Origin of the sequence: Clostridium thermobutyricum DSM 4928, assembly GCF_002050515.1 — a bacterium.
In the GTDB taxonomy this organism is placed as follows: domain Bacteria; phylum Bacillota; class Clostridia; order Clostridiales; family Clostridiaceae; genus Clostridium; species Clostridium thermobutyricum.
This window is the reverse complement of sequence record NZ_LTAY01000037.1, coordinates 38,243-59,249: the sequence shown is the minus strand read 5'-3', so window position 1 is coordinate 59,249 and position 21,007 is coordinate 38,243. Positions and strand designations below refer to the sequence as shown.

Here is a 21,007-nt window from a genome sequence, read left to right as displayed (position 1 = left end):
AATGAAATGAACATAGGAGATATATTAGTTAATCAAATTGGACCAGTAGTAATTGCAGCAGTAATAGGAATTTTAGGAGTGACTATAAAAGCAGTTGGAAATGTTATTATTGAGCTTATTCAAAAGAAAAAAGAAGAAGTAGAACAAAAATTAGAGATAGGAAAACACCAACAGGAACTAGCAACAGCTAGAGAAGTTTGGGGAATGATTGATGAACAATATAGAATTACAGGTAAAGTTGAGGATTTAATTAAATCTAAAGCTGCAGATTTTGATAAGCTTTTAAAAGCTAAAATACCTTATTTAACTGATGAAGAAATTTCAGAACTTAGACAAGCAGTAGCTGGAGAAATAAACAAAGGTAAAAAACTTCTTAACGAAGATAGCTTTAAAAATCAATTAGTAGATATTCAAACTAAAAATAATCAATTAGCACAAGAAAATGAAGCATTAAAAGCTAAATTAAATCAAGTTAAATCAGTTTTACCACAAGAAGAACAATAATATCCATTAATAAATATAAATTGATTTTAAAGTTATAATTTGCTATAATAAAAGCAACTTTTAGATTCTAAGATTCCCAAATAAGAAACCTATGATTATTTCTAGGTTTCTTATTTTTATATATTCACTTTAGATAAAATTTATGATAAACTAAATATGGAAACTCTTAAGTTTTCTTAGAAATTACCATAAACATAAAGAAAAGACCAGATTAATTCTGGTCTTTTTGCATTTAATAATTTATTTTTAAATAAATTATTAATCAATGAATAATAAATGAAAATTTAAAATTTTAATTGTAATAATAAAATAAATTGCTATAATTAAAGTACATTCTTTACTATAAATTTCTACAATAAGAAGTCTAAAATATTTTAGACTTCTTATATATATATATTAACAATAAATAAAAAATATGGTAAAATAAATTTGAAAAGTACCTATACCTTTTCAAATTTCTCGTTAAATATAGAATTTATAAAGAAAAGACTCGAAAAAATTCGGGTCTTTTCTTTATGCTTAAAAATATAAATGAAAAGGAGAAATACAAATGTTAAAAGGAATAGATGTTTCAGAACATCAAGGAAATATAGATTGGAATCAAGTTAAAGGAAATATAGATTTTGCTATTCTAAGAGCAGGATATGGACATAATAATATAGATAAACAATTTATAAGAAATATTACCGAATGTAATAGATTAGGTATACCAGTAGGTATTTATTGGTTTAGTTATGCTTATAATTGCGACATGGCTATAAATGAAGCTAATTTTGCAGTACAAGCTATAAAAAATTATAAAATAGATTTACCTATATTCTTTGATTTTGAGTATGACAGTATCAACTATGCTAATAAGTGTGGAGTTAATGTAAATCAAAGATTAGCTACTGATATGGTTAAAGCATTTTGTGAGAGAGTAAAAGAATTAGGATATAAAACAGGTAATTACTCTAATCAAGACTTTATTTTAAATAAATTTTATAATGATGAATTAACTCAATACCCATTATGGTACGCTTATTATAATAAAAATAAAAATCGTGATTGTATGATTTGGCAATATTCTGAAAGTGGAAAAATAGATGGAATTAATACAGATTCAGTAGATATGAATTATTATTATGCAGATACTAAATTAGACACTACTCCAGTACAAAACTTAAATATTTCAACTGATAAAATTCTATTATGGAAAAAAGAAATTCATGGGGAAGAAGTTGGAGCATTACAAGTGCAAATAAATGTACAAGGATTTGGGGATATAAAAGTAGATGAATATTTTGGAGAAGACACTTTAAATGCCTGTCCTACTTTAAGTGAAGGTGTACATGGTGAAATAACTAGATTAGTTCAGCAAAGATTAATCAATAGAGGATATACATCATTATTAAGTTGCGGTGGAGCAGATAGCAAATGGGGACCTGGAACTACTAGAGCAATTAAAAACCTTCAAGCTAACTTTGGATTAAAAGTAGATGGTGTTCTAGGTAAAGAAACTTGGAAAGCTTTATATAGTCTAGACAAAGGTAAATTTTAGTAATATAATATATCTATAGCAACTAAAGTCGATGATTAATACCTTTTTACGACCTATCATAAATGATAGGTCTTTTTTTGTTTCATAAATTGCCTAAAATATTTAAATTTTATATAATTAGTATATAAACTATATACATAGGGGGAAACAAATGAAAAAATTAATAGTCATCATAATAGTAATTTGCTTAGTAATTTTCGGTATAATTATGCCATTGGGGAACAAAACCGGAATAGGATCAATGAAAATAAAGAATGAAATGAATGGTTCAGGAACTTCAAAAATAGGAGAATATGGAATTGCTTATTATAGTGGAACTATATCTGATTCAGACATAGTTAACTTTTATAATAAGAATGTAAAAAATTCAAAATTAAATTATGTAACTTTAGTCGATAAAAGTAATGATTCTGAAGGATATGTTTTTAATGGTTCAAGTGGATTATTTAGCTATGGGAAAATAGATAAAGATGGAATGTTGGAGAAAACAGATAAAACTGGAATTATTAATAATGATAAACTAGAATATAAGTAATAAAATACCAGCTTTGAAGCTGGTATTTTAATTCTATTTAAAAAGAATGAAACAAACTTTAATTATTAAAAATACATTAATATATATTAGTATTCGTCAAAAATTCGTCAAAAATTTTTTGAAAGAATATAGTGAATTTAATAAATTTTTAGATTAATAATGATAAATAAACATTGGAAATCAGTTAATTTACATAAATACTTATATAAAATACAAACTGGTATACATTATATTAGGAAATATAATATTATTTTTTATGACTATAGATAAAATTAAAATAATAAAAGAAAATAAAAATTTAGTAGAGTATTCAATAAATAAACAAGATGAAAGAAGCTTAGATGAAATTGTAAGTTGGATAAATTTATTAAATTACTATTCAGAAAGTGGAGTAATAGAAAATAATAAAGGAACTATAAAAGCAGAAAATAAAAATATAGATAAAATAAATGAAAAATCAAAAATAAATAGCATTAAAGAAAGTGAAAGCTTCTTAACTATTATTGTAGAGGAGATTAAATAATAATGTATAAAAAGATATTATGCTTAATTAGTATGTTTTTATTAATTGTGCAATGTATTATAATTAATTATCCTATTAAAAAAGAAAAAAAGAATGTTGCTGTACTTAGTAAATATGAAAATATATATAATGATTTTTATTATTTAAAATCTTTAGAAGCTGTAAATGTATTGGAGATAAAAAATGAAAATGGAGTAAAAGGATTAATTGAAGTAAAAGGAAATGCAGAGAAAATAAAAGAAGTTTTAAATAAATTAAGAAATTATAAAATAATAAAATATAAGGTAGAAAAAGAAGAGAAAAATTTTTCAATTTTATTAGATATAAAAAAAGAATAAAAATTGGGAAATGTGAGATAATATAAATGATATGATATTAAAAATTAAATGAAAAAGGGTTTATATTAAAATTAATATTAATTTAATTATAGTTAGGAATTGCATTTAAGCCTTTATTTTGATAAAATATCATTGTTATGTCAGAAGAAACCAAAATATGATTATAATTGTTATATGATATGTTATTGGATTTGAATTTATACTTTTGGAGGGATATTTAATGATATCAGCAGGAGATTTAAGAAAAGGTACAACATTTGAACATGAAGGACAAGTTTTTACAGTTGTAGATTTTTTACATGTTAAACCAGGAAAAGGAGCAGCTTTTGTTAGAACTAAGCTTAGAAACGTTATAACAGGATCTGTTACAGATACAACTTTCAACCCAACAGCTAAATTCCAAGAAGCTGTAATTGAAAGAAAAGAAATGCAATATTTATATAATGATGGTGAATTATACTACTTCATGGATGGAGAAACATATGAACAAATTCCATTAAACTATGAAAAAGTAGAAGAAGCAATCAAATTCTTAAAAGAAAATATGTTTGCTATAATTAAATTCTACAAAGGAGATGCTTTCTCAGTAGAAGCACCAAACTTTGTTGAATTAGTTATAACTCATACTGAGCCAGGAGTAAAAGGAAACACAGCAACAAATGCTTTAAAACCAGCTACTGTTGAAACTGGTGCTATTGTAAATGTACCTATGTTCGTAAATGAAGGGGATACAATTAGAGTAGACACAAGAACTGGCGACTATATGGAAAGAGTTTAATAAGTTGTATTTATTGCTAAGTTCAAAAGAACTTAGCAATTTTCATATTTCATAAAGGAAGTGAAAAAATGAAAGAAATAAGAGAAAATCTTGAAATATTAAAAAAAGAAGCTAACAATATGGAAGAAAATTCGACTTTACTAAAGCTTATTAATGTAATAGATTTATTAACTGAAAAAGTAGAAGAAGTAATAGTTAATCAAGAAGCTATGGAAGAAAATATAAGATTTATGGATACAGATCTTTCTGGAATCCAAGAAGAGCTTTTCGAAGAGGTTTCTTTAGAGGATTTAGAAGAGATTGAAGATGAGTATGAAGAAGTAAATTGCAAGCATTGTAATAATCCAATATTTATAGAAAAATCTGCACTTACAAATAATGAAGATATAACATGTCCTTATTGCAAAGAGAATATATTAAAATAAAAAGTTAAAGACCTATTTTAAAGGTCTTTTTTTTATGCACAAAAATATACATAAATTATAGATTTTAAAATGAAAATAATTTACATAAGAAAAAATAAAAATATAAGTCATATTTACATAAGAATTTAAATATTAATTATATAGATAATTTTATTTTTCAAGTTTCAAACTTTAATGGAGGTAATGTGGTGTATAAAAGAGATGATTTTCTTTCAATTTTTCCAGAACGATTAAAAGATAAATTAAAGGAATATTCTAAAGAAGGTATTCAAGAAATAAGAGTAAAAGTAAATAAACCTGTAATTATATATAGAGGATTGGGAGAAGTAGTTTTAAATTATAGGGCAAGTTTAGAAGAAATAAAATATATTTTAAAAAGAATTTCAATGTATTCTATTTATGCTTATGAAGAAGAAATTAAAAGAGGATTTATAACTATTAAGGGTGGGCATAGAGTAGGTCTAGCTGGAGAATGTGTTATGGATGGAGAAAAAGTAAAGACTATAAAAAATATAAGCTCTATAAATTTAAGAATAACTAAAGAAATATTAGGTTGTAGTAAAAAAGTTATACCACATATTACGGAAAATAATCAAGTTCTAAATACAATAATAATATCACCACCTAAATGTGGAAAAACAACTATCCTAAGAGATTTATCTAGAGTGATATCTAGTGGAACTTCAGATGGAAAATTAGATGGGAAAAAAGTAGTGATAATAGATGAAAGAAGTGAAATAGCAGCATCTTACGAAGGAATTCCACAAATGGATATAGGCATAAGAACAGATGTTTTAGACAATTGTTATAAAAAAGAAGGCTTAATAATGGCTGTAAGGTCTCTATCACCAGAAGTAATTATATGTGATGAAATTGGTCGTGAAGAAGAGGTTAATGAAATAAAAAATGCATTTAATTCAGGAGTTAAGGTAGTTTTTTCAGTTCATGGTCAAGGAATAGAAGATTTATATAAAAGAGAAGGATTAGATGAATTATTAAAAAGGGATATAGTAGATAGAATATTAGTTCTAGCCAATAGAGAAGGAAACTTTTATATAGATAAAGTTTATAAGAAAAATTTACAAGGAGGATTTAAATGTTTAAATGTTTGTGGCTTAGTTTAATATTTTCCTTTTGCGCATATTTAGGAATAATTCTTGGAAGAAGATATGTAAATAGACATAAAAATTTATCAGAAGTAAATAAGTATATGCTCATTTTACAAAATGAAATTTTATATAAAAACACACCACTTCCAGAAGCTTTAAAAGAATTAAGTTTTAGAAGTGAAGAATATTTTTCAAAAATATTCTCACAAGTTTCAGATGATCTTATAAGTGGAAATAAATATACTGCTTATGATTCTTTTAAAGAAATTTATAAAGAATATAAAGAAGAATTTTATTTTACTAAAGAAGATGAAAAAGTAATAGGTGATTTTTTAAAAGTATTAGGAGAATCAGGACTCTATGGACAAGAAAAAATATTTGAATTATTAAAAACAAATATTGAGACAAATTTAAAAGATGCTCTAGAAGTGTCTAAAAAGAATTCAAAACTTTATAGTTACCTTGGTGTTTTAACTGGAGCTATGATAGTTATTTTCTTAATATAGGAGGGGAAAATTATGTTAGATATAAGTTTGCTTTTTAAAATAGGGGGAGTTGGAATATTAATTGTAATATTAGATAAAGTTTTAAAAAGTAGTGGAAAAGATGATATAGCTGTAATAACTAATATGGCAGGAATTGTAATTATATTAATAATGGTTGTCACAATGATAGGAGATTTATTTCAAACTGTAAAAACTATGTTTATGTTATAGGAGGGATAATTATGCCAATTTTAAAAATAGTAGCATTTGCATTTATTGCCCTTTTCATATTCTTAGTTTTTAAAGATAGAAGATCAGATATTGCAGTTTTAATTTCTCTTGTAGCTGGGGTAGCTATTTTTATTGTCGTTGCATCTCAGTTAGGAGAAATAATACTTTTCTTTAAAGATGTAGCTAATAAAGCTGGAATGGATATTGTATATGTAGGAATAATATTAAAGATAATAGCAATTGCATATCTTTCATCATTTGCAAGTGAAATTTGTAAAGATGCAGGAGCAAGTGCAATAGGATCGAAGGTTGAATTTGCAGGTAAAATATTTATTTTACTTCTTGCAATTCCAATACTTATGTCAGTTTTGGAATCAATTCTTCAGATATTATAAATGTTTAGAAAAGATTTAAGAAAAAAATTTTTTATCCTACTTATATCAAGTATATTAATACAAATATTCATTCCATGTATGACAAAAGCATTTGCAAATGAGGAAACAAAAGAAAAGAATCTAATAGAGAGCTCAGAAGAAATGAAATTAGAAACGGATAATAAATTAAATTCTTTATATGACTATATAAATAAAATGAAAACAGATGAAGAACTTTTAAATGAATTAGATCCAAAATCTTATGTAGAATCTTATATAAAAAATGGACAAGGCAACTTAACAATAAAAGAGTTAGGTTTAATAGCTGTAAATTTATTATTTAAGGAAGTAAGAGTAGTTTTAAAGCTTGTAATTTCAGTAGTTGCAATTGCAATTTTATGTTCTCTATTAAAAAATTTAGAAGATGCATTTAAAAATGAAAGTATTTCTAATATAGCTTTTTACGCATGTTATTCAGTTTTAATAATAATACTTTCAAGAAGCTTTTTAATTTCTATAGATGTAGCAACAAATGTAATAAATAGTATATCAGAATTTATGAATGCACTTTTACCAGTTTTAGTAGGAATGATTGCTTTAGCTGGTGGATTTGTTCAAGCAGCTACTATGGATCCAATTGTTTTAGGATCAGTAATTTTAATTCCTAAAATTTATTCTAATTTTATTATACCTATGATATTAGTAAGCTTCGTACTAAAATTTGCTAATAATCTTTCAACAGAACATAAGATAGATAATTTATGCAAACTTGTAAGTCAAGGAATACTTTGGTTCCAAGGAATAATAATAACAGTTTTTATAGCAATGTTAACTATTAGAGGAATAACAGCAGATACTATGGATGCAGTTGCACTTAAAACAACTAAGTTTGCTGTAGATAATTTTGTTCCTATAGTTGGAAAAGCATTTTCAGATGCCATAACATCTGTTGCAGGATATTCCTTAATAATAAAAAATGCTATAACAGGAATAGGATTGATAGTAATAGTTTTAATAATTCTTTATCCAATAATAAAGTTAGTATTAATGACATTTATATATAAAATTTCCGCTTCTTTAGTAGAACCAATTAGTGATAAGAGAATAACTAGCGCTCTTAGTATGATAGGAGAATCAATGGTTCTATTAACTTCATGTGTAATAAGTGTAAGCTTTATGTTTTTTATTCTATTAGGAATAATGGCATCAGCAGGGAAATTTGTAGTTGGAGGATAAGGTATGGATATTATAAAAGAATTTGTAATAACACTTGTTAGTACTATGGTTTTAATAACAGCAGTTGAAGTAATACTTCCTGATAATTCAATGAAAAAATATAGTAAATTTATATTAGGAGCAATGCTTATAAGTGTAATCTTAAATCCAATAGTTAAGTTTTTTACAAATGGAGAGGAAACTATTACTAAAAAAATATTAGCTTATGATTCGAATAACTTATATAAAGAAGAAACAAATAAGAAGGGAAAAGAAATTCAATTAGAAAGTTTTAAAGAGAATTTTTCTAAGAATATAAATAATATGTTACAAAATGAATTTGAAGATTATGAGTTTAGAAACTATGTAAAATGTGATGTAAATTTAAATAATATTGATATAGATATAAAAGAGGTTACAGTTTACGTGAAAGAAAAGAAGAAAGGAGTGATAAGAAAAATAAAAAAAATAGATAAAGTAGATATTTCTGATAATAAAACAGAAGAAAAGAAAAGTGATTCAAAATATGAGAACATAAGAACGTTTTTATCAAAAGAATTAAAAATAGAGAAAGAAAAAATAAAAGTTATAAACGATGAGGGGTGATATTAAAGTGGATTTTAAAAATTTAAAAAAAGAATTTAATAGGCTGATTAAAGATAAAAAAATGAGTAATTTATTAGCTTTAATAGTCATACTTGGGATTATATTTTTAGTAACATCTTTTTTTGTTAAAGATAATAAAGGATCTGTAAACCAAACAGAAGGAACATTAAGTGTAAGTGCTAAAGAAAGTAGTTCAAATAAAGAAGTAGAAATATTAAATGAATATGAAAAAGAACAAAAAGAACAATTGAATTCAATTTTAAGAAAAATTGAAGGAGTTGGCGAAGTAGATACAATGATGACATTTGAAAGCGGTGAAGTTAAAGTTCCAGCTTATGATAATAACACTCAGACAACAACTACAGAAGAAGAAGATAGTCAAGGTGGTAAGAGGGTAAATGAACAAAAAAATGATGGAAGTAAAGTTGTAATGTCAAGTAATAGTGATGGTAATGAGCCATTTGTAACTAAAGTATATAAACCAAAAGTTATAGGAGTTGTTGTAACTGCTCAAGGAGCAAATAATAGCAAAGTTAAATATAACATTGAAAAAGCAGTTTCAGATTTATATAACTTATCTTTTGATAAAGTAAATGTATATCCTATGGGTGATCAGCATATAAATTAATAAGTCAATTAAAGGAGGAATAAAAAATGTCAACAAAACAATTTGGAATTATTTTCACACTAGCAGGATTGATAATATGCGTAGGGCTTTTATCAATAAAATTAAATTCAGAGGGATTAAAATCACCAGAAGATTTAGCAGCAGCAGCTCTTGAAGGGGAAACAGCAGAAAAAGATACAGAAGTAAATGAAAAAGAAGATGATTTTTTCTATACTGCAAGAAGTGAAAGACAACAAAAAGATGCAGAAGTAGTTGCAAATTTAAAAGCAGCAGTTGAAGATAAAAACACAGCTGCAGATGTTAAAAAGAATGCACAAAATGAACTATTAAGAAAAACTAAAAGTAAAGATAATGAAAATAGAATAGAAATAAACATAAAAAACAAAGGATTTAGTGATGCTATTTGCTATATTGAAGGTGATAAAGCAAAAATATATGTAAAAGGTGAAAGCATAAATCAAGATCAAAGTAGAGAAATAAAAGAAGTAGTTCAAAATGTTGCAGGCATAACAAACTTGTCAATAGAAGTGAAAAAATAATACATTGTAATGTAAAATTATATTTGTTATAATGAACGTAAGATAAAAAGTTTTGATAATTCAAAACCTGGGAGGTTTGATTTCATGGAAAATTTAAATGACAATAATGTTGGAGTTGTAAAGATATCTGACGAAGTTGTTAGTGTTATAGCTGGTATAGCAGCTGAAGAAATTGATGGAGTTTTAGAGTTCCAGCATGGAGTTACAAGTAATATTTCACAAATGCTTAAAGGAAAGAAGAAAGTTTCCGGCAAGGCAGTTAAAGTTGTTTTAGAAGATGATAGAGCTAAAATAGAAATGGCTGTCACTGTAAAGTATGGGGTGAAAATCTTGGATGTAATCGGTCAAGTTCAAGAAAATGTAAAAAGAACTGTTGAAGCAATGACTGGTTTAGAAGTTAGTACAGTTGATGTATATGTTCAAAACATTTATGTTGAAAAAGAACATGACAAAGAAGTAAAGGAAAAGTAATTTCACCCTCTGTATAACAGAGGGTGTTTCCTTGTTAACATATAAAAAAATATATTTTTAATAACTATATAAAAATATTATATAGTTTAATCTAGGAGGAAAAAATGAGTAGAAAATTATCAAGAGAAAAAGCAATGGAATTAGTATTTAGTACAATGATAAGTGGAGATAGTCATATAGAAGCAGTAGATACATTTGTTGATAATTATGAAGATGATATAGAAGCATTAGATTTAACATACATAAAAGAAGTTTTAAAAGGAATAGAAGAAAATAAAGAATATATAGACTCTTTAATAGAAAAAAATCTTCAAAATTGGAAAATTAATAGAATATCTAAAGTGAATTTAGCAATATTAAGACTTGGAGTATATGAAATGAAATATAGAGATGATGTTCCAGATAGAGTTGCAATTAATGAAGCATTAGATTTAACAAAAAAATATTCAGATTTAAAATCAAAATCATTTATAAATGGAGTTTTAGATAAGATTTTAAAAGAAATTTAGGAGTGGGTGTGTAGTGAAGGATATAATAGATGGGAGAAAAGTTTCGTTAGAAATAAAAGAAGAAATAAAAAATTTTGTCCTAAATAGGAAAAAGGCAAATAAGAGTATACCTAAAATAGCATCTATTTTAATTGGTAATGATGAAGGATCTATTTATTATCAAAATAGTCAAGAGAAAGTAGCTACTTCATTAGGAGTTGAATTCTTAAAAATTAAATTAGATGAAAAAATAACTGAAGAAAATGTAATAAAAGAAATTTATAGATTAAATAATGATAATAGTATATCAGGAATAATGATTTTATTACCTCTTCCAAAAGGTTTAAATGAAAAAAATATAGTAAATGCTATATCACCTAAAAAGGATATAGATTGTTTAACTTATGAATCAGTAGGTAAACTATATTTAGGAGAAGAGACTTTTATTCCTTGTACTCCAGAGTCTATTTTAACACTACTAAAAAGTTATAATGTTCAATTAGAAGGTAAAGAAGTCGTTATAATTGGAAGAAGTAACATTGTAGGAAAACCAGCTTTTCAACTTTTATTAAATCAAAATGCAACTGTTACAATATGTCATTCAAAGACAAAAAATCTACAAGAAATTTGTAAAAGAGCAGATGTTCTTATAGTGGCTATTGGAAAACCTAAATTTATAAATAGTAACTATATAAAAAGAGGTGCAGTTTTAATTGATGTTGGAACTTCATCATATGAAGGTAAAATAACAGGAGATATAGATTTTGAAAATGTAAAAGATAAAGCAGCTTTAATAACTCCTGTACCAGGCGGAGTAGGAGCCCTAACTACAACGCTATTAATAAGAAATAGTTGTAAGGCTTTAGAAAACAGTGAAGATTAAAGTTTTAGCAGTATCTGAGGTTAATAATTATATAAAGAAAATCACCGAAAATGATTTTATATTAAATAATCTCTCCGTAAAAGGAGAGATTTCTAATTTAAAGTATCATAGTAGTGGGCATATATACTTTTCATTAAAGGATGATTTTTCTAAGATTAACTGCATAATGTTTAAAAGTGATGCAATTGAATTAGATTTTAAATTAAAAGAAGGATTAGATGTAATAATAAAAGGTAGAGTATCTATTTATCCTCAAAATGGAAGCTTACAACTTTATTGTAGAGAAATTGAAGAAGTTGGATTAGGAGACTTACATGTAAAGTTTGAAAAATTAAAGAAAAAATTATATGATGAAGGTCTTTTTGATGAAAAATATAAAAAAGATATTCCTATTAATCCATCTAGAATTGGAGTTGTTACTGCTGAAACAGGTGCAGCGATAAGAGACATAATAAATGTTACGAGAAGAAGAAATAAAGGATGTGACATAGTTCTTTATCCAGCTAAAGTTCAAGGAGAAGGTGGCTTTAATACCATTATTGAAGGAATTGAATATTTTAATAAGAAAAAATCTGTTGAAGTTATAATAATAGGTAGAGGTGGAGGATCATTAGAAGAACTATGGAATTTTAATGAAGAAAAACTTGCATATGCTATATTTAATTCAAAATTACCTATAATATCAGCAGTTGGGCATGAAGTAGATTTCACAATATCAGATTTTGTTGCAGATGTAAGAGCTGCAACTCCATCACAAGGAGCGGAAATAGCTGTTATAAATACAAAGGAAATTGAGATGGAGTTAAAAAGTATAAATACTTTACTAAATAAAAAAATAGAGAGTATAATAGAAAATGAAAAAAGAGATTTAAAAGGGAAATTTAAGCTTATAAGTCTAAATTCACCGAAAGTTAGGATTTCAAATTCTTTTTTAGAAATAGATTCATTAAAAGAAGAATTAAATAGACGTATTAGGGAAAAATTAGAAAAGGAAAAGATGAAGATATCTGAATATAATAATTTACTTAATGCAAATAATCCTTTAAATATTTTAGATAAAGGATTTTCTGTAATAAAAAGAAATGGAATCACAATAAAAGAAACTAAAGAACTTCTAAAATCAGAAAATATAGAAATTGTATTAAAAGATGGAAGTGTCAGTGGAAAGTTTAAAGCTAATGGAGGAGAAGACTATGGCAAAAAAAGTTAGTTATGAAGAAATGGTTGAAGAATTAAATGAGATTTTAGATAAGTTAGAGAGTAATACATGTACTCTAGATGAATCTATGAAAGAATATGAAAACGGAGTTAAATTAATAAATAAATTATATAAAACTCTAAATAACTATGAAGGAAAAATCTCTATTATAAAAGATAAAGAAGAAGTGGAGTTTGAATAATATGTACATTAATGAATATAAAGCAGTCATAGATAATTATTTAGAAGAATACTTTAAAGGCAAAGACGGCTTTAATAAATTGATATATGAAGCAGAAAGCTATAGCTTAAATATTGGAGGAAAAAGAATTAGACCAATTTTAATTTTATTAGGTTATAATTCTTATAAAAAAGATTATAAAAAAGCATTAGATATAGCGTGTGCAATGGAAATGATACACACTTACTCTCTTATTCATGATGATTTACCATGTATGGATGATGATGATTTAAGAAGAGGTAAAAAAACTAATCATAAAGTCTTTGGAGAAAATATGGCAGTATTAGCAGGAGATGCTTTACTAAATGAAGCTATGATATTAATCATGAAAAGTTCATTAGAAAATGGAGATAATTTCTTAAAAGCAGGATTAAATATTGCAAAAGCCTCTGGAGCTGATGGAATGATTGGAGGGCAAGTAGTAGATATTTTAAGTGAAGGAAAGAATATTTCAATTGAAGAGCTAAAATATATGCATGAGAAAAAGACTGGAGCTTTAATAAAAGCATCTATAGTTTCAGGAGCAATAATGGGCGGAGCTTCAAAAGAAGAATTATGTAAGTGGGAAAAGTACGGCGAAAATTTGGGATTAGCATTTCAAATTAAAGATGATATACTAGATGTAATAGGAAATGAACAGAAATTAGGAAAAAGGATCCATGTTGATGAAGAAAAAAATAAAACAAATTATATAAGTAAATATGGATTAGAAAAATGTAAGGAAATGTGTAGAAATTTAACAGAAGAATGCATAGAAATACTTAAAAGTTTAAATAAAAATACAGAGCTTTTAGAGGAACTTACGATTAACCTATTAAAAAGAGAATATTAAAGAGGGTTGGGATAAAAAGATGGATATTTTAAATAAAATAAAATCTCCAATAGATGTAAAGAAGTTAAGTAATAAAGAGTTATATTTAGTAAGCAATGAAATAAGAGAGTTTTTAGTTTCCTCTGTCTCAAAAACAGGAGGACATTTAGCTTCAAATCTTGGAATTGTTGAATTAACATTAAGTCTTTTTAGTGAATTTGACTTAAATAAAGATAAGATAATTTGGGATGTAGGTCATCAAAGTTATGTCCATAAGATTTTAACAGGAAGAAAAGATAAATTTTCTGTTTTAAGAACACATAATGGAATGAGCGGATTCCCTAAAAGAAATGAAAGTCAATATGACTTTTTTGATACTGGCCACAGTAGTACATCAATATCTGCAGCACTTGGAATGGCTAGAGCTAGAGATTTAAAAAAAGAAGATAATAAAATAATTGCAGTTATTGGAGATGGAGCCTTAACAGGGGGAATGGCTCTTGAAGCATTAAATGATGTAGGATTTAATAAAACCAATATTATTATAATTTTAAATGATAATCAGATGTCTATATCAAATAATGTAGGCGGAATTTCTTCATATTTAAATAGAATGAGAATGAAGCCTAAATACAATATGTTAAAAAATGAAGTGAAAAGTAAATTAAGTGGCTCAGAAATGGGGGAAAATATTGCTTTAAAAATAACTAAAGTTAAAGATAGTATAAAACAATTAGTTGTTCCATCAATGCTATTTGAAGAGATGGGAATAAAATATTTAGGCCCTATAGATGGACACGATATAGTAAAATTAAAAGAAGTTATTAGTAATGCAAAAATGATGACAGGCCCCGTTATTATACATACTATAACTAAAAAAGGTAAAGGATATGAATTAGCGGAAAAAAGTCCTTGTAAATACCATGGAGTATCTCCTTTTAATAAAACAAATGGAGAAACTATTATAAAAAAATCATGTGAAAGTTATTCAAAGAGGTTTGGAGATTCACTTATAAAAATAGCAAAAGAAGATAAGGATGTAGTTGCTATAACTGCAGCTATGCCAGATGGAACAGGATTAAATGATTTTGCCAAAGAATTTAAAGAAAGATTTTTCGATGTCGGAATTGCAGAACAACATGCAACAACAATGGCAGCTGGTATGGCTTGTTCAGGGTTAAAACCTGTTTTTGCAGTATATTCAACTTTTTTACAAAGAGGATTTGATCAAGTTTTACATGATGTATGTATTCAAAATCTACCAGTTGTTTTTAGTATTGATAGGGCAGGTATTGTTGGTGAAGATGGTGAAACACATCAAGGAATTTTTGATTTATCATATCTTTCAATGATACCTAATATGACTATAATGGCTCCAAAATGTTTAGATGAAGTTTATCCAATGCTTAAATGGGCTCTAAATAAAGGAACTCCTGTAGCAATAAGATATCCAAGAGGTGGAGACATATTAGATAATTTAAAAGGAATAAGTAATATAGAATTAGGAAAATGGGAAACATTAATAGAAAGTGATTCTAATGTTTGTATAATAAGTACAGGAAAGATGGTTTCACATTCAATTATTGCAGCAGATAAATTAAGAAAGTTAGGAATTGAAATAGAACTAATAAATGCTACATTTATTAAACCATTAGATGATGATATGTTAAAAGAATTATCTAGTAGAAAGGATATTATAATAACTGTAGAAGATAATATAATAGCAGGTGGTCTTGGATCCAATATACAAATGAAACTTTTAGAATTTGGATATAAAGGTAAAGTTGAATCTTTAGGATATAAAGATAAATTTATAGAACAAGGAAAAGTAGATATTCTTTATAAAGAAGAGGGACTAGATCCAGATGGAATAAAAAATAAAGTAATTGAACTTTTAAAATAAAGGAGAAACTAATGTCAGAAAAAAAGGAAAGATTAGATATTATATTAGTTGAAAAAGGATTGATTGAGTCAAGAGAAAAAGCAAAAACAAGTATAATGGCAGGACTAGTTTTTGTAGATGGGCAAAGAGTTGATAAAGCTGGAGCAAAAATACCTATAACAGCTAATATAGAATTTAAAGGACAAAAGTTACAGTATGTTAGTAGAGGCGGATTAAAACTTGAAAAAGCATTAAAGTCTTTTCCTTTAACATTAGAAGGAAAAGTATGTATGGATATTGGAGCATCAACAGGAGGATTTACAGATTGTATGCTTCAAAATGGAGCTTCAAAAGTTTTTGCAGTGGATGTAGGATATGGTCAGTTTGCTTGGAAGCTTAGAACTGATGATAGAGTTGTATGTATGGAAAGAACTAATATAAGATATGTTACTCCAGAAGACATTGGAGAAAAATTAGATTTTGCATCAATAGATGTTTCATTTATTTCATTAAAAACAATAATGCCAGCTACAATAAATTTATTAAAAGATAATGGAGAGGTGGTAGCTCTTATAAAGCCTCAATTTGAAGCTGGAAGAGGAAAAGTAGGTAAAAAAGGTGTAGTAAGGGAAGAAAGTACTCATCTTGAAGTTGTAAATGGAATAGTGGAATTTTTAGAAGAAAATAATCTTAATATTTTAGGATTGAGTTATTCTCCTATTAAAGGACCAGAAGGTAATATAGAATATTTAATTTATTTTACTAAAGATAATGAAAAAGAAAATAATTTTGATAAAGAGGATATTTTAAATGTTGTAAGAGCATCTCATACAGAGATTTAAAAGGAGAAAGACATGAAACGAATTGGTATTGCTATAAATCCAGATAAGGATAAGGATGGAAAAATACTAGCTAAAGTAGAAAAAAAATTTAGAGAAGAATTTAATGAAAGCCAAATTTTTTTATTGAATACTTATGAAATTAATAATATTGAAAGATTATGTTTAGATATCCTTGTAGTTTTAGGAGGAGATGGAACACTTTTAGGCGTAGCAAGAGAGGTTTCATATTATGTTAGCGTACCTATAATAGGAATAAATATAGGAAATTTAGGATTTTTAAGCTCAACTGAACTTGATAATTTAGACAGTAGTATAAAAAAGTTAAAAGATAAAAATTTTATAATAGAAAACAGGATGATGCTAGAAGGTAAAGTAAAAGGTATAGAAAATGAAAGCATAAGAGCATTAAATGATATTGTTTTAGCTAAAGGAACTTTATCTAGAATGGCAAAGTTTAATATATATGTTGATAATAAATTTTATTCAACTTTTAGAGGAGATGGATTAATTGTAAGTACTCCTACTGGATCTACAGCATACTCTTTTTCAGCAGGAGGACCTTTTATATATCCAGATTTAAATGTTATTATATTGACTCCGATTTGCCCTCATACTAGAAGTATGCAAACTATGGTTTTAAATGGAGATATGGAAATAAGAATTGAAATTTGTAGTTATGAAGATGCATATTTAACAACTGATGGACAAAAAGTTTATAAAATGGATAAAAAGTCAATAATTAAAATTAATAGAGCAGAAAAATTTGCGAAGTTTATACAATTTGATGATTATGATTATTTTAACTTATTAAGAACAAAAATACTAAATTATTAAAGAATGAGATGGTGATTAGATTTGAAATCAAGAAGACATGATAAAATTTTAGAGATAATAACTGAAAAAGATATAGAAACACAAGAGGATTTAGCAGAAGCTTTAAGAAATTCAGGATTTGATGTAACTCAAGCGACAGTATCAAGAGATATAAAAAATTTAAGACTTATAAAAATGCAATCTTCAAATGGAAGATATAAATATGCAGTTCCTAAAACAGATTCAAGTAGATTAGCAGATAAGTTAGCAAATATTTTAACAAATGCAGTTGTAAGTGTAGAAAATGTAGATAAAATGGTTGTTGTAAAAACTTTTACAGGTGGAGCATCGGCAGCAGCAGAAGCTATAGATAATTTAGAATTTGAAAATATAGCTGGTACAGTAGCAGGAGACAATACAATATTTATATTAGTTAGAACTATTGAAAGTGCTGAGATTATAGTAAAAAGTATAAAAGAAAGAATTGATATGTAGTGAGGGTTTATAATGCTTATTCAGTTAACAATAAAGAATTTTGCTCTTATAGAAAGCATATCATTTGATCTTGGAGAAGGATTTAATATACTTTCAGGAGAAACAGGTGCTGGAAAATCAATACTAATAGATGCTATCGATTATGTATTAGGAGGAAAATTTTCAAAAGATTTAATAAGAACTGGTGAAAATAAAACATCAGTAGAAGCTGTATTTGAAATAAATAATAATAATATAAAAGAAGCCTTAAATGATTTAGAGATAGAATACGAAGATGTATTAATAATTAGAAGAGAAACTTTATTAACAGGAAAAAGCTTAATAAAAGTAAATGGTAAAAGCTTAATAGTAAGTCAATTAAAAAAGATACGTGAAAAAATATTAGACATACATGGGCAACATCAAAATCAAAATTTACTTCAAAAAGAATCTCATGGAATTTATTTGGATAATTTTATCGGAGAAATTATAGAAAAAGATTTAAATGAATTTTCAAGTTTAAGAGATGAATTATATTCAATTAGAGCCAAAATCGTAGACTTAAGAGGAAATTTAGAAGGCGAAAAATTAATTGATTATATAAAATTTCAACTTGAAGATATAGAAAAAGGTAAACTTAGATTAGGTGAAGAAGAAGAACTTAAAGAGCAATTTAATTCACTTTCAAATGCAGAAAAAATAAATAATAGTTTAACAATAAGTTATAATATATTAAGTGGTGGAGATTCGTCATCAGCCTTAGAAGGATTATCAAAAGTAATTACTGAATTAAGTTCAATTGAAGAATATGTGTCTTGGATAAAAGAAAAAAAGGATATAGTTGAAGAAGCATATTATAATTTAGAAGAAATTACTCGTGAATTAAGAGATGGAGCAGATAATATTCAATATGATGAAGAAGAACTTGCCAAAATAAATGAAAGACTATATACAATAAATAGTTATAAAAAGAAATATGGTGGAAGTGTAGAAAGTGTATTAGAAAATTATGAAAATCTAAAAAATAGATTTGAAGAACTATCTAATGCAGAGGAAATAATAAAAGAATTAGAAATAAAAGAAAAAGAAATTTTAGAAAAAATGAAAATAGTTGGTGAGAAATTACATAAAATAAGAGTAGAGAAAAAAGATATTTTAGAAGAAAAAATATTAAATGAATTGTCTTATGTAGGACTTGATAAATCAACAATGGAAATTCAAATAGAAAAATTAGAAAGACATAATGAAAGAGGTTTTGATGATATAACTTTTGCTATATCTACTAATCCAGGAGAACCAGTTAAATCTCTTGAAAAAGTTCTTTCAGGTGGAGAGCTTTCTAGAATAATGTTAGCTTTAAAATGTGTATTTGCAGATAAAGATGATATACCGACTTTAATATTTGATGAAATTGATACAGGTATAAGCGGTCAAGTTGGTCAGAGAGTTGGAGAAAAGATGTATCAAGTATCAAAAAATCACCAAGTTCTTTGTATAACTCATTTACCTCAAATAGCTATTCTTTCAGACAAGCATTATTTTGTGTCTAAAGAAGTTATAAATGGAAAAACTTATACTAAAATAAAAATTTTAAATGAAGAAGAAAAAATCAGCCAAGTAGCTAGTATGCTTGGAGGAGATAATGTAACTAATACTACAATAGAAAATGTAAAAGAAATGCTTAAAAATGCAAATTTGAAAAAAGAGGAAATAAAATCTTTATAAAATACATAAAGAATAGATAATGGGATAAAATAAAATCATGTGAACCATGATTTTATTTTTTTTTATGAAAAAATTTGGGTTAAAATACAGAGTTATCATAGAATAAAAGGCATGTCTATGTACAAACTAATAGTAAAAGCAAAGGAGGATTAAGATATGAAAAAAAGAATAGTTAGAAGTATAGGTTTAGTTTTTGCTATTTTGTTTGTAATGGTATTAGCAAGTGTTTTTACATTAAAAGATATTCCAAATGAAATTTATACAAGTAAAGAAAATGTTCAAAGCATATCAGTATTTAAGCAAAATAATCCTTTAAACACTGTTAAATATGATGGGAAAAATATAAACATAGAGTTTATGGGACTTTTCTCATTAAAAAAAGTTGAAGTACATAAAATAAAAGATTTAGAAGTTTATCCAGGAGGAGATAGTATAGGTGTCAGACTTTCCTCAAGTGGAGTTTTAGTAGTTGGCTTTTCAGATGTTATTATAAATGGAGAAAAGTCAGGTAGTCCAGCAAAGAATGGTGGAATAATAGTTGGGGATTTTATTATGAAAGTAAATGGTAATACTGTATTAACTTCTAAAGAAGTAGGTAGAGAAATAGAAAAATCAAATTCTGACAAAGTAAAGCTTACTATAGATAGAAAAGGAGAAGTTTTAGAGAAAGAAATTAAGGGTATAAAAGAAGGAGATAAATATAAAATTGGATTATGGGTAAGAGATTCTGCTGCGGGAGTAGGAACAATGACATTTTATGATAAAAAAACTAATAAGTTTGGAGCTTTAGGTCATCCTATTACTGATGGTGACACAAATGAGATATTTAGAAGTAGAAAAGGAGATTTATATGAAGCATCAATTATAAGTCTTAGAAAAGGTGAAAAAGGAAATCCAGGTGAATTAAAAGGGATTTTTATGGATGAAGATAAACCAGTTGGAGAAATAGAAAAGAATACAGAATGTGGTATATTTGGAAATGGAAAGATGAAAGATAAAGAAAATATATCAAAACCTATGAAAGTAGGATTCAGAGAAGAAGTTAAAGTTGGGAAAGCTAAAATAATAACTACAATATCTGGAAATGAGCCAAAAGAATATGAAATTGAAATTATGAAAAAATTAGATCAAGATACTCCAGGGCCTAAGAGTATGATAATAAAAGTTACTGATGAGGAACTTTTAAAGCAAACAGGTGGAATAATTCAAGGAATGAGTGGAAGCCCAATTATACAAGATGGAAAATTAATTGGGGCAGTAACACATGTTCTTATAAATAAACCTGATACAGGATATGGAATTTATATAGATTGGATGCTAAAAGATGCAGGAATAATAGGATAAAATTT

Annotated in this window: 27 protein-coding genes; all 27 read left to right on the top strand. The window is 26.2% G+C overall.

Annotated elements, in window-relative coordinates; genetic code table 11:
• The first annotated feature begins 6 nt into the window (after positions 1–6).
• The 27 genes from CLTHE_RS07305 (at position 7) to spoIVB (ending at position 21,002) form a co-directional block, all read left to right on the top strand.
• Positions 7–504, top strand: a complete 498-nt coding sequence (locus tag CLTHE_RS07305; protein WP_080022666.1) for a cobalt ABC transporter permease — start codon at positions 7–9, stop codon at positions 502–504.
• Positions 505–1,054: 550 nt separating this feature from the next.
• Entirely contained in the window at positions 1,055–2,044 is a 990-nt protein-coding gene (locus CLTHE_RS07300) for a GH25 family lysozyme (protein ID WP_080022665.1), read from the top strand.
• A 151-nt stretch (positions 2,045–2,195) separates the two neighbouring features.
• The gene (locus CLTHE_RS07295; protein ID WP_080022664.1) at positions 2,196–2,579 is read left to right on the top strand and encodes a hypothetical protein; all 384 of its coding nucleotides are present in this window, start codon (positions 2,196–2,198) and stop codon (positions 2,577–2,579) included.
• A gap of 256 nt (positions 2,580–2,835) precedes the next feature.
• On the top strand, positions 2,836–3,102 hold the full coding sequence (locus CLTHE_RS07290; RefSeq protein WP_080022663.1) for a hypothetical protein: 267 nt from the start codon (positions 2,836–2,838) through the stop codon (positions 3,100–3,102).
• Between the two features lie 2 nt (positions 3,103–3,104).
• Positions 3,105–3,440 (top strand): hypothetical protein, encoded by a 336-nt coding sequence (locus tag CLTHE_RS07285; RefSeq protein ID WP_080022662.1) that lies wholly within the window; start codon positions 3,105–3,107, stop codon positions 3,438–3,440.
• Positions 3,441–3,660: 220 nt separating this feature from the next.
• Positions 3,661–4,218, top strand: coding sequence for an elongation factor P (efp, locus tag CLTHE_RS07280; RefSeq protein WP_002597710.1), 558 nt, complete (start codon positions 3,661–3,663; stop codon positions 4,216–4,218).
• Positions 4,219–4,286: 68 nt separating this feature from the next.
• On the top strand, positions 4,287–4,643 hold the full coding sequence (locus CLTHE_RS07275) for a CD1247 N-terminal domain-containing protein (protein WP_080022661.1): 357 nt from the start codon (positions 4,287–4,289) through the stop codon (positions 4,641–4,643).
• Between the two features lie 188 nt (positions 4,644–4,831).
• Positions 4,832–5,767 carry a stage III sporulation protein AA gene (spoIIIAA, locus tag CLTHE_RS07270; protein ID WP_080022660.1) on the top strand — a complete coding sequence of 312 codons (936 nt, stop codon included), beginning with the start codon at positions 4,832–4,834 and terminating at the stop codon, positions 5,765–5,767.
• Positions 5,740–6,258, top strand: a complete 519-nt coding sequence (locus CLTHE_RS07265) for a hypothetical protein (RefSeq protein WP_080022659.1) — start codon at positions 5,740–5,742, stop codon at positions 6,256–6,258. Before spoIIIAA ends, CLTHE_RS07265 begins: the two co-directional genes overlap by 28 nt.
• Before the next feature lie 12 nt (positions 6,259–6,270).
• A complete protein-coding gene (gene spoIIIAC, locus CLTHE_RS07260; RefSeq protein WP_002597714.1) occupies positions 6,271–6,468 on the top strand; it encodes a stage III sporulation protein AC in 198 nt (65 codons plus the stop codon).
• A gap of 11 nt (positions 6,469–6,479) precedes the next feature.
• Positions 6,480–6,863 carry a stage III sporulation protein AD gene (gene spoIIIAD / locus CLTHE_RS07255; protein ID WP_080022658.1) on the top strand — a complete coding sequence of 128 codons (384 nt, stop codon included), beginning with the start codon at positions 6,480–6,482 and terminating at the stop codon, positions 6,861–6,863.
• On the top strand, positions 6,864–8,078 hold the full coding sequence (gene spoIIIAE / locus CLTHE_RS07250; protein WP_080022657.1) for a stage III sporulation protein AE: 1,215 nt from the start codon (positions 6,864–6,866) through the stop codon (positions 8,076–8,078).
• 3 nt (positions 8,079–8,081) lie between these two features.
• Positions 8,082–8,663, top strand: coding sequence for a stage III sporulation protein AF (gene spoIIIAF / locus CLTHE_RS07245; protein WP_080022656.1), 582 nt, complete (start codon positions 8,082–8,084; stop codon positions 8,661–8,663).
• 7 nt (positions 8,664–8,670) lie between these two features.
• A complete protein-coding gene (gene spoIIIAG, locus CLTHE_RS07240; RefSeq protein ID WP_242945624.1) occupies positions 8,671–9,291 on the top strand; it encodes a stage III sporulation protein AG in 621 nt (206 codons plus the stop codon).
• 26 nt (positions 9,292–9,317) lie between these two features.
• Positions 9,318–9,830: a SpoIIIAH-like family protein gene (locus tag CLTHE_RS07235; RefSeq protein WP_002597719.1), complete on the top strand. Its 513-nt coding sequence runs from the start codon at positions 9,318–9,320 to the stop codon at positions 9,828–9,830.
• Positions 9,831–9,914: 84 nt separating this feature from the next.
• A complete protein-coding gene (locus tag CLTHE_RS07230) occupies positions 9,915–10,301 on the top strand; it encodes an Asp23/Gls24 family envelope stress response protein (protein WP_002597720.1) in 387 nt (128 codons plus the stop codon).
• Between the two features lie 104 nt (positions 10,302–10,405).
• Positions 10,406–10,810, top strand: a complete 405-nt coding sequence (nusB, locus tag CLTHE_RS07225; protein ID WP_002597721.1) for a transcription antitermination factor NusB — start codon at positions 10,406–10,408, stop codon at positions 10,808–10,810.
• Between the two features lie 13 nt (positions 10,811–10,823).
• Entirely contained in the window at positions 10,824–11,672 is an 849-nt protein-coding gene (locus tag CLTHE_RS07220; RefSeq protein ID WP_080022654.1) for a tetrahydrofolate dehydrogenase/cyclohydrolase catalytic domain-containing protein, read from the top strand.
• The gene (gene xseA / locus CLTHE_RS07215; protein ID WP_080022653.1) at positions 11,662–12,882 is read left to right on the top strand and encodes an exodeoxyribonuclease VII large subunit; all 1,221 of its coding nucleotides are present in this window, start codon (positions 11,662–11,664) and stop codon (positions 12,880–12,882) included. Before CLTHE_RS07220 ends, xseA begins: the two co-directional genes overlap by 11 nt.
• A complete protein-coding gene (locus CLTHE_RS07210; protein ID WP_080022652.1) occupies positions 12,866–13,072 on the top strand; it encodes an exodeoxyribonuclease VII small subunit in 207 nt (68 codons plus the stop codon). The genes xseA and CLTHE_RS07210 overlap by 17 nt, the downstream gene beginning before the upstream one ends.
• Position 13,073: 1 nt before the next feature.
• Entirely contained in the window at positions 13,074–13,943 is an 870-nt protein-coding gene (locus CLTHE_RS07205) for a polyprenyl synthetase family protein (RefSeq protein WP_080022651.1), read from the top strand.
• Between the two features lie 19 nt (positions 13,944–13,962).
• Positions 13,963–15,825 carry a 1-deoxy-D-xylulose-5-phosphate synthase gene (dxs, locus tag CLTHE_RS07200; protein ID WP_080022650.1) on the top strand — a complete coding sequence of 621 codons (1,863 nt, stop codon included), beginning with the start codon at positions 13,963–13,965 and terminating at the stop codon, positions 15,823–15,825.
• Positions 15,826–15,836: 11 nt separating this feature from the next.
• Positions 15,837–16,646, top strand: coding sequence for a TlyA family RNA methyltransferase (locus tag CLTHE_RS07195; protein ID WP_080022649.1), 810 nt, complete (start codon positions 15,837–15,839; stop codon positions 16,644–16,646).
• 12 nt (positions 16,647–16,658) lie between these two features.
• Positions 16,659–17,480 (top strand): NAD(+)/NADH kinase, encoded by an 822-nt coding sequence (locus tag CLTHE_RS07190; protein ID WP_080022648.1) that lies wholly within the window; start codon positions 16,659–16,661, stop codon positions 17,478–17,480.
• Positions 17,481–17,501: 21 nt separating this feature from the next.
• Complete coding sequence (locus CLTHE_RS07185) at positions 17,502–17,954, top strand: arginine repressor (RefSeq protein ID WP_002597729.1); 453 nt, start codon at positions 17,502–17,504, stop codon at positions 17,952–17,954.
• A gap of 12 nt (positions 17,955–17,966) precedes the next feature.
• Complete coding sequence (recN, locus tag CLTHE_RS07180; RefSeq protein WP_080022647.1) at positions 17,967–19,658, top strand: DNA repair protein RecN; 1,692 nt, start codon at positions 17,967–17,969, stop codon at positions 19,656–19,658.
• 156 nt (positions 19,659–19,814) lie between these two features.
• On the top strand, positions 19,815–21,002 hold the full coding sequence (gene spoIVB, locus CLTHE_RS07175; RefSeq protein WP_002597731.1) for a SpoIVB peptidase: 1,188 nt from the start codon (positions 19,815–19,817) through the stop codon (positions 21,000–21,002).
• Positions 21,003–21,007: the final 5 nt, after the last annotated feature.